General features: G+C 69.5%; 9 protein-coding genes and 1 tRNA gene. 7 read left to right on the top strand and 3 right to left on the bottom strand.

Going from position 1 to position 14843, the window contains the following annotated elements; all coding sequences use genetic code 11:
• Window positions 1-163 precede the first annotated feature (163 nt).
• Window positions 164-1609, bottom strand: a complete 1446-nt coding sequence (locus ABZ321_RS38130; RefSeq protein ID WP_354900399.1) for a zinc-dependent metalloprotease — start codon at window positions 1607-1609, stop codon at window positions 164-166.
• A gap of 56 nt (window positions 1610-1665) precedes the next feature.
• Here ABZ321_RS38130 and ABZ321_RS38125 point away from each other — a divergent pair, with 56 nt between their 5' ends.
• From ABZ321_RS38125 to ABZ321_RS38100, 6 genes are all read left to right on the top strand, one after another.
• Complete coding sequence (locus ABZ321_RS38125) at window positions 1666-2691, top strand: PDZ domain-containing protein (protein WP_344503718.1); 1026 nt, start codon at window positions 1666-1668, stop codon at window positions 2689-2691.
• Between the two features lie 61 nt (window positions 2692-2752).
• Window positions 2753-5722 carry a UPF0182 family protein gene (locus ABZ321_RS38120; protein WP_344503717.1) on the top strand — a complete coding sequence of 990 codons (2970 nt, stop codon included), beginning with the start codon at window positions 2753-2755 and terminating at the stop codon, window positions 5720-5722.
• A 121-nt stretch (window positions 5723-5843) separates the two neighbouring features.
• A tRNA-Met gene (locus ABZ321_RS38115) sits at window positions 5844-5917 on the top strand.
• A 455-nt stretch (window positions 5918-6372) separates the two neighbouring features.
• Window positions 6373-6582: a hypothetical protein gene (locus tag ABZ321_RS38110; RefSeq protein ID WP_354900397.1), complete on the top strand. Its 210-nt coding sequence runs from the start codon at window positions 6373-6375 to the stop codon at window positions 6580-6582.
• A gap of 21 nt (window positions 6583-6603) precedes the next feature.
• The gene (locus ABZ321_RS38105) at window positions 6604-7026 is read left to right on the top strand and encodes a hypothetical protein (RefSeq protein WP_354900396.1); all 423 of its coding nucleotides are present in this window, start codon (window positions 6604-6606) and stop codon (window positions 7024-7026) included.
• 148 nt (window positions 7027-7174) lie between these two features.
• Window positions 7175-7825, top strand: coding sequence for a sporulation protein (locus ABZ321_RS38100; protein WP_354900394.1), 651 nt, complete (start codon window positions 7175-7177; stop codon window positions 7823-7825).
• A gap of 65 nt (window positions 7826-7890) precedes the next feature.
• Here the strand turns inward: ABZ321_RS38100 and ABZ321_RS38095 are convergent, their stop codons facing one another.
• Window positions 7891-11154, bottom strand: a complete 3264-nt coding sequence (locus tag ABZ321_RS38095; RefSeq protein WP_354900393.1) for a GH92 family glycosyl hydrolase — start codon at window positions 11152-11154, stop codon at window positions 7891-7893.
• 238 nt (window positions 11155-11392) lie between these two features.
• Window positions 11393-14038, bottom strand: coding sequence for a ricin-type beta-trefoil lectin domain protein (locus tag ABZ321_RS38090; protein WP_354900391.1), 2646 nt, complete (start codon window positions 14036-14038; stop codon window positions 11393-11395).
• Between the two features lie 187 nt (window positions 14039-14225).
• On the opposite strand from ABZ321_RS38090, the gene ABZ321_RS38085 reads away from it, so the two are divergent.
• The gene (locus ABZ321_RS38085) at window positions 14226-14840 is read left to right on the top strand and encodes a DUF1349 domain-containing protein (protein ID WP_354900389.1); all 615 of its coding nucleotides are present in this window, start codon (window positions 14226-14228) and stop codon (window positions 14838-14840) included.
• Window positions 14841-14843: the final 3 nt, after the last annotated feature.

Below are 14843 nucleotides of genomic sequence, written 5' to 3'. Positions count from 1 at the left end.
CAGCTGCCGCGAGAGGCCGCCAGTCATGAAGGCTCGCCGGGTTGTGAGGGGCCGGTAGTTGCGCGGGCCTGGGGTGTGTTCGAGCCGTGGGCGGGGTCGGGAGCGGGAGATCCAGGGGCTGCTGCCCGTCTTGGTGGATCTCCCGCGGTCGCCTCGCCTGTGATCAGGGCTTGGGCTCGTCGCCAGGCTCGCTGGGGCCGGGGTCGTTGTCCGGTGGGGTGTTGCCGGCCGCGGGGTCCGAGGTGCCCTTCGACGGCTTCTCGTCGGTGAGGCCGAGGCTGCTGAGGTCGTCGGCGAAGCCGAGGTCGCTCAGGTCCAGCTGGGTCCGGGCGAACAGGTCCGGGTCCGCGAACGCCTCCTCGTCGGGCAGCAGGTCGGGGTGGTCCCAGAGCGCGTCGCGGCCCGCGACGCCGCGGTGCTCGGCCAGGGCTGCCCACAGGGCCGTGGCCTCACGGAGGCGGCGGGGGCGCAGCTCCAGGCCGACCAGGGCGGCGAACGTCTGCTCGGCCGGGCCGCCGGCGGCGCGGCGGCGGCGGAAGGCCTCGGAGAGGCGGACCACGTCGGGGAGGCGGTCGCCGGCGGCGCGGTCCACGACGTGGCAGACCCAGCCTTCGATGAGGGCGAGCGCGGTCTCCAGCCGGGCGAGGGCGGCGCGCTGCTGCGGCGTGTCCTCGGGGGTGAAGATGCCCTCCAGGACGAGCTCCTGCGGGTCGCTGCCGAGGGTCGAGGGGTCGATGCGGCTCATCGCCTCCTCGATCGCCTCGCGGTCGACGTGGATGCCTGCCGCGTACGCCTCGACGGCTGCGAACACGTGGCCGCGCAGCCACGGGACGTGGCCGAAGAGTCGCTGGTGGGCGGCCTCGCGGAGGGCGACGTACAGGCGCACCTGGTCGTCGGGGATCTCCAGGCCACGCCCGTATTCGGCGATGTTGGCCGGGACGAGCGCGGCCGTGCCGGCGGGTCCGAGGGGCAGGCCGATGTCGCCGGCGGAGAGGACCTCGGCGGCGAGGGAGCCCAGGGCGGTGCCCAGCTGGCCGCCCAGCAGGGCGCTGCCGAGCGACGCGACCATCGAGGTCATGGGGCCCATCTGGGCGCGCATCTCCTCGGGGACCAGCTCGGTCATCGCCGACACCATCCTGGCGGCGACGGGGTCGCAGAGCTTGCGCCAGACGGGCAGGGTCGTGTTGAGCCACTCGCCCCGGCTCCACGCGGCGGTGGCGCGCACGCCGGACGGCAGGGCGGACTCGGGGTCGATCCACAGGTCGGCCAGGCGCAGCGCCTCGATGACCGCGGCGCGCTCCGCCGGCGTCACGGAAGGGTCACCGACCGGCTTCGCGGCGTCAGGATCGGCCGTGTTCGCTGGTGGCGTAACCGCGGTGCCGGGCATGGCGAAGCCGACGGGGAACTGGGCGAGGCCGCCGGCGGGCCCGCCGCCGGTGAGGTGGGCCTGCGCCAGCTGGCGTGCCAGATCCCAGTTGACCGGGCCGCCGCCGGGCGTGGCGAACAGTTGCTGCAGCTGGCTGAGGAATTGCTGCATCTGGCGCGGATCGTTGGGATCCGGCACCTCGCCGCCGGGCGGACCGAAGCCGAACGGGATGTCTGCGGGCATGTTCCAAAGGTACTCGCTTCCGATGTCAGAAATCGGAGAGCGCTAGGCTCGCCGCCATGAGACGTCGTGGCGTGACCGTGTTGGTCGGCGCGTTGCTGCTGCTGTTGCTGTCCTGGCAGACGACCGTGTTGAAGGTTCCTTACGTCGAGATGGGCCCCGGACCGACGTACAACACGCTCGGCGCCGGCGACGACGGCAAGCCGATCATCAATGTCAGTGGGGCGACGGTCACGAAGTCGGCCGGGCAGCTGCGGATGACGACGGTGTCGGTGCAGCCGCAGATGACGTTGCTCGAGGCCATGATCGGCTGGTGGCAGAAGGACCGCGCGGTCGTGCCGCGTGAGCTGATCTACCCGCCGAACCGCACGGAGCAGCAGGTCAACGAGGACAACAAGAAGGACTTCCAGGCGTCGCAGTCCTCGGCGGAGACGGTCGCGCTGCGCGAGCTCGGCTATCCGGTCCTGGTCGCCGTCGACGAGGTGTCGGAGGGCTATCCGGCGGTGGGCCAGCTGCAGAAGGGCGACGTGATCACCGCCATCGACGGCACCCCGGTGACGTCCCTGGCGAAGCTCACGGAGCTCATCCGGGCGAAGCCGGCCGGCACGACGCGGCAGGTGGAGTACACCCGCGGCGGCAGCAAGGCGACCGCGAGCATCGCGACGAAGGCCGGCGACGACGGCAACCCGCGACTCGGGGTCGTGGCCAAGACGTCCCAGCCGCACCCGTTCGAGCTGTCGATCCAGCTGGACCGCATCGGCGGGCCGTCGGCCGGGCTGATGTTCACGCTCGGCATCATCGACACGATCAAGGAAGAGGACCTGACCGGCGGGATCATCATCGCCGGCACGGGCACCATCGACGACGAGGGCAACGTCGGGCCGATCGGCGGCATCCCGCAGAAGCTGGTCGCGGCGAAGGCGGCGAAGGCCAAGGTCTTCCTCACCCCGGCGGCCAACTGCGAGGAGGCCGTCGCCAATGCCCAGCCGGGCCTGCCATTGATCAAGGTCGGCACCGCCGACGAGGCGCTCGCCGCACTTGAGCAGTTGCGGGCCGGTCGTACACCAGCGTTGTGTGGTCCATGACTACGCTGAACGAGTTTCCATACGCGAACGGGCGGAGCCGACCGTGGTAATGCGTAATCCGATGACCAGGGTGAGCCGACGCGGTCGGGTCACGATCGTCGTGCTGGCGATCGTCTTCCTGCTCTTCACCCTCTTCGACCGGATCGTCGGTGCCTGGACCGACTATCTGTGGTTCTCCGAGGTCAAATACGCGGGCGTCTTCTCGACCGTACTGACGACCCGCCTGTGGATGTTCGTGATCTTCGGCGTGTCGGTCGGGCTGGTCATCGCCGGCAACCTCTACCTGGCGTACCGGACCCGCCCGCTGCTGCGGCCGCACTCCGCCGAGCAGCACGCGCTGGACCGCTACCGCCTCTTCCTGCTGCCGCACATGACGATCTGGGTCGTCGCGGTCGCCGGGCTGATCGGCCTGTTCTCGGGCCTGTCGGCGCAGGGGCACTGGCAGGACTGGCTGCTGTTCAGCAACAGCACGCCGTTCGGGCAGACCGACAAGCAGTTCGGCGTGGACCTGAGCTTCTACGTCTTCGAATACCCGTTCTGGCGGTACGTGCTGGGCGTCGCCTTCACCGCGGTGGTCTTCTCGCTGCTGGGCGCGCTCGCGCTGCACTACCTGTTCGGCGGGGTGCGGCTGCAGGGCGCCGGCGAGCGCATGACGACCGCGGCACGCGCCCACCTGACCGCGCTGGTCGCCGCGTTCGTGCTGCTCAAGGCCGCCGCGTACTACCTGGACCGGCGCGGCCTGCTGCTGGACAAGTTCCCGACCCAGGATCTGTACGGCGCCGGCTACACCAACATCAACGCGCTGCTGCCGGCGAAGGAGATCCTCGCCTGGATCTCGATCGTCGTGGCGATCGCGATCCTGGTGTTCTCCAACGCGTTCATGCGCAACCTCGTGTGGCCCGGCCTGGCGCTGGGCCTGCTGGCGCTGTCGGCGGTCGCGGTCGGCGGGATCTACCCGGCCGCGGTGCAGTCGTTCACGGTGAAGCCGAGCCAGCTGCAGAAGGAGGCGCAGTACTTCCAGCGCAGCATCGACGCCACGAGGCTGGCGTACGGGCTGAACACGGTCGACGTCAAACCGTACGCGTCGCGGAACCAGGAGCCGCCGACGAACCTGCCGTCGTACGACGAGACGGTCGGCAACATCCGCCTGCTCGACCCGACGGTCGTCGGCGAGACGTACACGCAGCAGCAGCAGGTCCGCGGCTTCTACGAGTTCAACCCGAAGCTGGACATCGACCGGTACACGATCAACGGCAAGACCCAGGACTACGTGGTCGGCGTCCGTGAGATCAACTACAACCAGCTGCAGCAGAACAACTGGCAGAACCGGCACTCGGTGTACACGCACGGCTACGGGTTCGTCGCCGCGCCGGCCAACCAGGTCGTCTGCAACGGTCTGCCGTTCTACGTGTCGGGCTTCCTCGGCGAGCAGACCAAGCCGGTCGGCGACCAGGGCCAGCAGTGCGCGTCGCAGCAGGACCTGATCCCGGTGAAGGAGCCGCGGATCTACTACGGCGAGCAGATGGGCGAGGTCTACGCGATCACCGGCCGGGCGCCCGGCACCACCGCCGGCGCCGAGTTCGACCGGCCGACCGCCAACGCCGGCGACCAGTACTCCACCTACGACGGCGCCGGTGGCGTCTCGGTCGGCTCGTACTGGCGGCGGCTGCTCTACGCGGCGGAGTTCCGCGAGACGAACTTCCTGCTCTCGGGCGTGTTCAACGCGAACTCGAAGGTGCTCTACGTGCGTGACCCGGAGGACCGGGTCCGCAAGATCGCGCCGTTCCTGACGCTGGACAGCGACCCGTACCCGGCGGTCGTCGACGGCAGGATCCAGTGGATCGTCGACGGGTACACCACCTCGGCGACGTACCCGTACTCGCAGCGCATCGACTGGAACACCGCGATCCAGGACTCGTCGACCGGCAGCCGGATGTTTCCCGAGCCGCGCCAGGACGTCTCGTACCTGCGCAACTCGGTGAAGGCGACCGTCGACGCGTACAGCGGTGAGGTCACCCTGTATGCGTTCGACGAGAGCGACCCGATCCTGAAGGCGTGGAACAAGGCCTTCGGCAACAAGCTGGTCAAGCCGCGTTCGGCGATCTCGCAGTCGCTGCAGGACCACCTGCGCTACCCGGAGGACCAGTTCAAGGTCCAGCGTGACCTGCTCAGCCGCTTCCACGTCACCACGCCGAACGGGTTCTTCTCCGGCCAGGACTTCTGGGAGGTGCCGAAGAACCCGGCGAACCCGACCGCGGACCAGCCGCCGTACTACATCGTGGCCAAGCTGCCGAACCAGGACAAATCCCGGTTCCAGCTCACGACGGCGCTCGCCCCGCGCAGCCGCGGCAACCTGGCCGCGCTGATGTCGGCGTCGTACGTCGACGGCAAACCGGTGTTCGAGATCCTGGAGCTGCCGCCGGACACGAACATCCAGGGTCCGGCGCAGATGCACAGCACGATGACCGGTATCGGCGACGCCAGACGGGAGCTGACCCAGTTCAGCTCCCAGAACTCCGAGGTCATGTACGGCAACCTGCTCACCCTGCCGGTCGCCGAGGGCATGCTGTACGTCGAGCCGATCTACACGCGGACGAAGAGCGACAAGACGTACCCGACGCTCCAGCGGGTCCTGGTCGCGTACGGCCCGAACTACAAGGCCTACGCCAACAACCTGGCCGACGGCCTAGCCGAGCTGGTGAAACAGGCGACCGGTCAGGCGCCAGTCCCCGGCAGCGGCGACAACGGCGAGCCGACCGTGCCGACGACGGGCAACCAGAGTGGGTCTCCGCAGGTACAGACGGCGATCAACGACATGAACAAGGCGATCGCCGACCTCAAGGCGGCCCAGGTCGCCGGCGACTTCGAGGGGTACGGCCGGGCGCTCAAGGCGCTGCAGGACGCGATCGGCCGCTACGAGGCCGCGGTGAAGGCCGCGACCCCGTCGGCGAGCCCGTCGGTGGGGGCGTCACCGAGCGTCTCGGCCGGCGCGAGCCCGTCGGGGTCGGTCTCGCCGGCGCCGTCAGGCTGAGCGACGTCGAGCATCGAGGGGCCGTCGCATTTCGGTGCGGCGGCCCCTCGTGACGCCGGACACGGTCACCCGTAAGCGATTTGGAAGACGCGACAGCCGTGCGCTAACCTGGACAAGCCGACGCGGGGTGGAGCAGCTCGGTAGCTCGCTGGGCTCATAACCCAGAGGTCGCAGGTTCAAATCCTGTCCCCGCTACAACCGCGACGCCCCCTGCTCACGCCGGGGGCGTTTCGCATTGGCAGTCTCCGCATTCCCCGCGCGAGCGGAGCTCGCTCCCCACAGGGGGAGCTTCGCTCCACCCTCGCCCCCTCAAACCCGGCGCGTGAGCGACGGGTTTGCCAGCCTTGGGGTCCGTCGGGGGATTGCTTGTTCTGCGAACTTCGCCGAACGTCGCGTGAGCGACGGGTTTGCCAGCCTTGGGGTCGGTCGGGGGATTGCTTGTTCTGCGAACTTCGCCGAACGGCGCGTGAGCGACGGGTTTGCCAGCCTTGGGGTCCGTCGGGGGGATTGCTTGTTCTGCGAACTTTGCCGAATGTCGGTTCCCGACTGATTGCTTACGCCCCCTGCGCCAGCAGAGGGGCGTTTCGCGTGAACGCAGCGACCACCCCCGTCACCCCCGTGCGGGTTGAGGCGGCTGGTGGCTGTGGTTCATGGCCGTCGATCCGGACTCCGGCAAGGCGGTGGTCACCTTCCATGCCTACAACCAGACCGACGTGAAGTCGATGACGCGCAACCCGACCGAGGAGAAGAAGAGCGGCGGCGGCACCGGCCCGGCGACGGGACCGTGGTCGGCGAAGACCCAGGACTTCTACTGGACCGAGGTGATCACCTTTCCGGTGGCGCCGAAGGCAGAGAAGTAGCCGATCCGTGAAAGGGAGTCGATGAACATCCGGCCATGGGTAGCACCATTGGTGCTCGTGGTGCTGGCCGCGTGCGGCATGGGGCCGTCGGCCTTCCAACCGACCGAGCGGTCGCAGGTGCTCGGGGAGTGGTGCGGCGCCGACGGCGACCGTCTCCAGCTCGGCGACGACGGCAAGGCCGCCATCACCGGGATGTCGGCGAAGCTCGGGCAGCGGCTGATCGGCCAGTACGACCAGCCGATCACGCCGACGCTCAACGGCAGCTGGGGCTGGAAGGTGAAGGACAAGTCCTACGTGACGCTCACGTTCGCGCCGGTGCCTCCCTTCACCAACTCCAGGGTCGAGCGGCTCAGGGTCGCCAACGACGGCGAGAAGATCAGGCTCCTGGCCTACTTCGGTGACTTCGACTCCGGCTACGACTACTCGTTCGAGCGCTGCGCCTGATCTGGGCCTGACCCAGGAGGCGTGTCACGTATGGCCGCCGTCCCGTTCCCGCAGGGCGGCGGCCATGTCGCGTGTGCTGCGAAAACGGGAAACCGTACAGCGGCACGTGTTAGTGTCGACTCCTGCTGTGACGGCGAGGAGCGTCGGAATGTTCGGATCGGCGACGCTCGACGAGCGCGGGGTGCGGCCGGGGACGATGGCCGCCGGGCAGGTGCATCTCAGCGGTGCCCGGGAGGACCTCGCCGTGGGCGGGGTGACCGTGACGCTGATGACGGTGGTCAGCGGCGTCGAGGTCGACGTCCTGCGGTGCGACGTGTCGGCGGGGTTCACGCTGGCCGCGGGCCGGAGCCGGGCGATCCCGTTCGAGCAGCCGCTGCCGTGGGAGACGCCGTTCACGCACTTCGCGGGCGAGCACCTGCCGGCCGTGTCGGTGCGGCTGCGGACCACGGTCACCGTCGCGGGGAAGCCTGTCGACGTTGGCGTGACGCCCGTGACGGTGCACCCGACGGGCGGGCAGTGGCTGGTGCTCGACACGCTGCGGCGGCGGGGGTGGACGTTTCCGCGCTGCGAGGTGCGGCAGGGGACGGTGCCCGGGGTCAGGCAGACCGACCCGTTCCTGCAGTGGTTCGAGTGCGAGGGCCCGGACGCGGGCGGCCCGCTGCGGCTGACGTTCGTCGCCAACCCGGTCGGCGTCGACGTCCTGATCGCCGGCGGGGACCATGACGAGCGGTTCGCGGTGCGGCACGACGCCGAGGTGCTCGAAGCGCTCGAGGCTCGCGCCACGGTCCTGAGCGCGTAGCAAAGGCGTACACGCGAAAGGGCGGCCACCGGAGCACCGGTGGCCGCCCGTGTTTCCGGTGTTGCTCAGCCGAGCAGTTCGAGCTCCGCCAGCTGGGTCTCCGCGGCCCCGTGGTTGGCCGTGATCTGCAGCCGGTAGCGCGAGAACGACGTGCCGTTGGAGATCACGAACGCTCTGGTCTGCCTGCGGTCGACGAAGTCGATGTTGGTGCGGGTGTCGACCGTCGTCCAGGTGACGCCGTCGTTCGAGCCCTGCAGGACCCAGTTCTTCGGGTCGCGGCCGGGCACGTCGTCGGCGGAGGTCAGCGTGTACTGCTTGACCGTCGCCGACGCGGTGAGCTGGCAGGTGATCGTGGCGGTGGTCGCGAAGGCCAGCCACTTGGTCATCGACGTGTCGTCGACCAGCATCGCGCGGCCCTCGGCGGTGCCGTTCTCCGCGGTGGCGGTGACGGTGCTGCCGGTCGCCTTGTCCTTGAGCTGGACGGGGGCGGCCGTGCCGGTGGTGAGCGAGCCGGGGATGTCCGAGGCGCCGGTGCCCCACGACGACGGGTTCGGGCCCATCACGAAGTTCAGCGTGCCGCCGGCGGTGAGGTCCGCGTGCGTCAGGTAGTTCTTCGTGTAGTTGACGCCGTTGAGAGTGGCGCTCTGGATGTAGCGGTTGGTGTCGCTGACGCCGGGCGCGTTGACCGTGAACGTCCGGCCGTTCTCCAGCGTCATCGTCGTCTTCGGGTGCAGCGGCGCGCCGATCGTGTAGTCGGTCGAGCCCATCCGCGCCGGGTAGAAGCCCATCGCGGAGAACACGTACCACGCCGACATCTCACCGTTGTCCTCGTCGCCGAGGTACCCGTTGCCGGTGCCCGCACCGGAGTTGTAGAGGGTGGTGAGCACCCGCCGGACCTGGTTCTGCGTCTTCGCCGGGGTGCCGGCGTAGTTGTACATGTAGAGCATGTGGTGGATGGGCTCGTTGGAGTGCGCGTACTGGCCCATGTTCGTGTCGTACGCCTCGGACATCTCGTGGATCGTCCCGCCGTAGCAGCCGGGCAGGAAGTCCCGGGACGCGGCGAGCACGGCGTCGATCTTCGCCGACAGCTGGGCCTTGCCGCCGTAGAGGTTGGCCATGCCGTTCGGGTCCTGCGGTGCCGCGGTCGCGTAGTGCCACGGCGCGCCCTCGGTGAACTCACAGCCCCACTCGTTGGGCTTGAAGTTCGCGTCGGTGGTGCGCCACGCGCCGTTGCTCTGCTTGCCGCGGAAGAACCCGACGGACTGCGAGAACAGGTTGGTGTAGTCGAGGGCCTGGTTGCGGAAGTAGGCGGCGTCCTCGGTGTAGCCGAGCGCCTGACCCATCTGCGCGATGCCGAAGTTGTTGGTCGCGTCCTCCAGGGTCCACGCCGCCGACTCACCGAGGACGTCGGTCGCCACGTACCCCTTGAACACCGACGTCTGGATCGCCTTGCGGCCCTTGTTGCCGGCGCCGGAGTAGGTGCTCGCGTTCTTCACCATCGACGCGTACGCCGCCTGGTAGTCGAAGTTGCGGACGCCCTTCATGTAGGCGTCGGCGAACGCCAGGTCCTGGTTGGTGCCGACCATGATGTCGATCGAGCCGGGCCCGGTCCACCGCGGCGTCCAGCCGAAGTTCTTGTACGCGTTGACGATGCCGTCGAGCATCTCGCCCGTCCGCGTCGGCGTGAGCAGCGTGTACAACGGCCAGACCGCGCGGGACGTGTCCCAGAAGCCGTTGTTCACGTACATCTGGCCGTCGTGGATCGTGTTGTCGTAGGGGCTGTGGTACTTGCGGACCCCGCCGACGATCTCCGAGCGGTTGTTCGGGTACATGAACGAGCGGTACATGTTCGAGTAGAACGTGACCTGGTTGTCGCTGGTCGCGCCCTCGATCCGGACCTTGCCGAGCGTGTTGTCCCAGACCGTCGCGGCCTCTTCGCGGACCGTGTCGAAGCTCTTGCTACCGACCTCCTGGTTGAGGTTGGCGGTGGCCTGCGCGACGCTCATGAACGAGGTGCCGATCTTCAGGGTCACCTGCTCGTTGGCGGCGGTGGCGAAGCGGACCCAGCTGGTCGCGCCCTGGCCGGTGATGGTGCCCGAGGCGGCGATCGCCTTGTCCGTGGTCGCCGAGATGTACAGCGTCTGGCCGCGGTGGTTGATCGAGCCCTGGATCGTCCGGTTGGCGTTGTTGGCGGTGAGCGAGCCGCTGGCGCTGTCGACGGTGTCGAACAGGATCACCGACTCCGCCGCCGACGGGAACGTGAAGCGCATGACGCCGGCGTGGTCGGTCGGCGCGATCTCCGCGGTGATCCCGTACGTGTCGAGCCGCGTCTTGTAGTAGTGCGCCTTCGCGACCTCGTTGGCGTGGGTGAAGGTCGACTTGCGCGAGTCCGGCGTCGACTTCACCGCGCCGGTCATCGGCATGACCTGCAGCTGCGCGTAGTCACCGATCCACGGGCTCGGCTCGTGGCTGATCGCGAAGCCCTGCACGGTCGTGGCCTTGTACTCGTACAGCCAGCTGTCGTTGTTGCCGTTGGTCACCGGGGTCCAGAAGTTGAAGCCGTTCGGGACCGTCGTGCCGGGGAACGTGTTGCCGCGCGAGTAGCTGAAGCTGGAGTTGGAGCCGCGCCGGGTGTCGACGTAGTCCGACAGCCGGGCCGCGGTGCCGCCGTCGGCGCTGATCTGGATGTCGTCGAACCAGCCGCGGAACAGCCCCGTGTTGAGCGGCTGGTCGTAGGCGACCATGATCCGGTCGATCGTCTTGCCGGCCCGGACCGCGCCGATGTTCGACGTGACGTAGTTCCAGGTGTCGAAGGACAGGACCGAGCCGTTGCCCTGGAACGTCGGGTGGACCCGCACACCGTGCTGGTCCACCGCGCCGGAGTCGCGCAGGTTGGTGCCGTCGGTGAACACCAGGTCGACCGCGACGTCGAGGTGCCCGCCGGACTGGGGGTACACCCAGTAGGACAGCGTGCTGGCGGCACCGACCGGGATGTCGACGTCGAAGACCCGGTTGTACGAGAAGGACGTCGTCGCGCTCAGGTCGTTGCCGGAGTACAGCAGCGCGGTCGTCCCGGTGTGGGCCGTTCCGGTGCCCGGGATGCTCTCCATGCCGGTCAGCGCGCAGCAGTAGCCGCCGACGCCGTTGCTGTTCTCGACGCTGTTGGTCCAGGTCGGCTGCGGTTCGCCGGCCTCGAAGCTGGTCGACCAGTCGCCGGCGGCGGCGGCCGCGGGCTCGGTGAACGCGGTGGCGCTGATCAGGCTCGCGGCGAGGGCGGCCGCCGCGAACCAGGCACGTCTGCGGGTGGTGCGGGTGCGGGGGAGTGTCATGCGGCAACCTGCCGTTTCGGTGAGGGTTGTCTCGCCGCTTCCGACATCGTTGTCAGCGCGCGTGCCAGCACCAGCCGTCGACGCTGGGATGGCGTGCGCACACCTGGCGGGGCGGCGCTTCTCAAGGGGGCGGGACGTTCACTACGGAGATTCGCGCCGATATCGAGTTTTGTCAACTCTTGACAAATCGCGATGGCGGGGGGCGGCGAATCGCCACCCCCCGCCATATCCACGGTCGTTACTGCTTCAGGAACACCTGCGCGGCGCTGCCGTTGCAGTCCCAGAGCTGGAGCCGGGCGCCGTTGCCGGTGGAGCCGTTCGGCGAGTCCAGGCAGCGGCCCGACTGCGGGTTGCGCAGCGAGCCGTTGGGCTGCGGCACCCACTGCTGGGCCCCGCCGCCGTTGCAGTCCCACAGCTGGATCAGGGTGCCGTTGGCGGTGCCGTTACCGGTCGCGTCCATGCACCGGTTGAGCGTGCGCAGCGCGGTGCCGTCCCACGCCCAGTGCTGGTCCACGGCGTAGGGCTGGCAGCCCCACAGCTGCACGGCGGCGCCGTTGCCACCCGTGTCGTCGGCGGCCACGTCGACGCACTGGCCGCCCGGGCCGTTGACGAACGCGGCGCCGGGGGAGCCGCCGCCCATGCGGAACACCTGTGCGCCGCTGCCGTTGCAGTCCCACAGTTGCAGCCGCGCGCCGTTGGCCGTGGAGCCGCTGGGGGAGTCCAGGCAGCGGCCGGACTGCGGGTTGCGCAGGGAGCCGTTGGTCTGGGGCACCCACTGCTGCGCGCCGCCGCCGTTGCAGTCCCACAGCTGGATCAGGGTGCCGTTGGCGGTGCCGTTGCCCGTGGCGTCCAGGCAGCGGCCCAGCGTCTGCAGCGCCGAGCCGCTCCAGGACCAGTGCTGGTCGACGGCGCTGAGCTGGCAGTCCCACAGCTGCGCCGCGGAGCCGTTGCCGCCGGTGTCGTCGGCCGCGATGTCGACGCACTTGCCGCCGGGGCCGGTGACCGGCGCCCCGGGCGGCGGGCCGGCGGTGTTGAGCCGCTTCGAGGCCGCGATCATCTGCTGGTTCGCGGCGCGGATGCGGGCCCCGTCGTACTTGAGCACCTGCCGGTCGTAGGTCCAGAAGCCGTTGAACTCGCCCTCGACGTCGAACGGCTGGGTGTAGACCATCCCGGCCAGCCCGCGCGAGTAGACCAGGTTGAGCGCCTGGGCCTGGACGGCGATGTACCGGTCTGTGGCCGACGTCCCGTTCGGGTGCGTCTCGTAGGCGAAGTACCCGCCGTTCGGGCTGTACTCGTGCCCCGGGGAGCGCACGCCGAGGCCGCCGTACTCGCCGAGGACCGCCGTGCGGGTGCTGGTCGGCGTCGGGGAGTTGGGCCCGACGTACCAGTGCCAGTCCTGGATGTCGCCGTTGCCGGGGTCGCCCTTCGAGTTGCAGCAGTTGTAGCCGCTGTGCGCGTTGACGAGCCGGGTCGGGTCCTGGTTCTTGACGTTGTTCACCACGCGGGTCGTGTCGGCGAGGTTCCACTCGCCCCAGCCCTCGTTGAACGGCACGTACACGATCACCGCCGGCGACGACCGGTGCTCGTCGACGATCTGCCCGACCTCGGTCTCCCACTGCGCGTGCTGCGCCGCGGTGCCGGGCGCCTCGCCCATGCTCGGCATGTCCTGCCACACCAGCAGCCCGAGCCGGTCCGCGTGGTAGAACCAGCGCTGCGGCTCCACCTTGATGTGCTTGCGGACCATGTTGAAGCCGAGGTCCTTGATCTTCTGCAGGTCGCCGGCGAGCGCCGCGTCGGTCGGGGCCGTGTAGAGCCCGTCGGGCCAGAAGCCCTGGTCGAGCACGCCGGTCTGGAGCACGAACTGCCCGTTCAGCGTGGGCACGAGCTTGCCGTTGACCACGGCCTTGCCGACCTCACGCATGCCGAAGTAGTGCATGGTCTGGTCCACGGTCGCGCCGGCGCCGTTGCGCAGCGAGATCCGGAGGTTGTACAGGAAGGGGTCGTCCGGCGACCACCGCCGCGCGTTCGGCACCGGGACGGTGAAGTCGGTGAAGCCGCCGGTCGCGGTGCCGACCACGGTCGTGCCGTCCATCGCCTCGGCGAACACCGAGTGCCCGCTGACGTCGCCCCTGGTGAAGACCCGGATCCGCAACGTGTTGTTGGAGATGTTGGGGTACAGGTCGGCGCTGAAGATCGATGCTGTCGGCGTCGGCTCCATCCACACCGTCTGCCAGATGCCCGACGACGGCGTGTACATGATGCCGCCCGGGTTGCGCACCTGCTTGCCGCGGGCGATGTTGAGCCCGGGCGTGTCCGACGGGTCGTAGACCCGCACGATCAGCTCGTTGGTGCCCCCGTTGAGCTGCGGCGTGATGTCGAACTCGAAGCGGTCGTAGCCGCCGGTGTGCCCGCCGACCTGCACGCCGTTGACCCACACCGTGGTCTGCCAGTCGACCGCGCCGAAGTGCAGCTGGACGCGCCGCCCGGCCCACCCGGCCGGCACCGTGAACGTGCGGCGGTAGAACAGGTACAGCCGGTTGTCGTTCGCGGGCCGCTTGATCCCGGAGAGCGCCGACTCCACGGGGAACGGGACGTTGACCCGCTCCGGCAGCGTCTGGCCGAAGACGGGGTTGTCGTTGGTGGTCGACTGGCGCAGCTGCCACTCACCGTTGAGGTTGAGCCAGTCCGGACGGGTCATCTGCGGCCGCGGGTACTCCGGCAGCGGCTGGCCGGCGAGCGCCTGGCTCGTCCACGGGGTGGTGAGGGGCGACGGCTGGGCCGGCGCGGCCCCCGCGGGCGGCGCGGCGGACACCGCCGTCCCGAGGCCGAGCACCGCGGCGAGGACTGTGGTGAGCAGCCTCCGCCGGTGACGTGATGCGGACATGAGCGTTCTCCTTGGCGGACGGAGTCCGACACCGCTGGCGGCAGGTATCGGTGGATGCTGATTTCGCATGTTAACGATGTCACACAGAAATCAACAGAACCGCTCAGGAAATAGACTCGATGCAACCCTTTGATCGGAGCCCGAACTAAGGTCCGCGAGGTCGCGGGTCTCGCGTAGCGTGGCGGGGGTGGACGACCTCGCGTTCGACGGTGTGCCGCTGCGCTTCCGTGCCTCCGGGCCCCGCACCGCGCCGGCGCCGGTGCCCGTGGCCGGTGGGCTGCGGGTCTCGGGCGGGCCCGGTGCCGACCTGTTCCTGGACCCGGCCGGCGGGTCGAGCCGGCCCGACGCCGAGCGGTTCACCGCCCGGGTCGACGGCGACTTCCAGCTCAGCGCGCACGTCGAGCCGGTCCTGCGGGACACGTTCGACTCCGCGGTGCTGCTCGCCTGGATCGACGACGAGAACTGGTGCAAGATCTGCGCCGAGCTCGACCCCGAGGGCATCCCGCGCGTCGTCACCGTCGTGACCCGCGCCGGTGCCTCCGACGACGCCAACGGCTGGCCGTATGAAGGGTTCGGCGTCCACCTGCGGATCAGCCGGATGGGTTCGGTCTTCGCGCTGCACGCCTCCGGCGACGGCATCACCTGGCAGCTGGCCCGCGTGTTCGCGATGCCACTCGCGCCCGGCGCGCCGGTCGAGGCCGGGCTGCTGGTGCAGTCGCCCCGCGGGCCCGGCACGACGGCCGACTTCTCCGCCGTCAGGTTCGCCCGGACCCGCCTCGCCGACCTGCGCGACGGGTCCTGACCT

This window comes from Dactylosporangium sp. NPDC006015, assembly GCF_040614215.1.
In the GTDB taxonomy this organism is placed as follows: domain Bacteria; phylum Actinomycetota; class Actinomycetes; order Mycobacteriales; family Micromonosporaceae; genus Dactylosporangium; species Dactylosporangium maewongense.
Note: the sequence above shows the minus strand (reverse complement) of the source record. Positions and strands in the feature narration are given on the sequence as shown.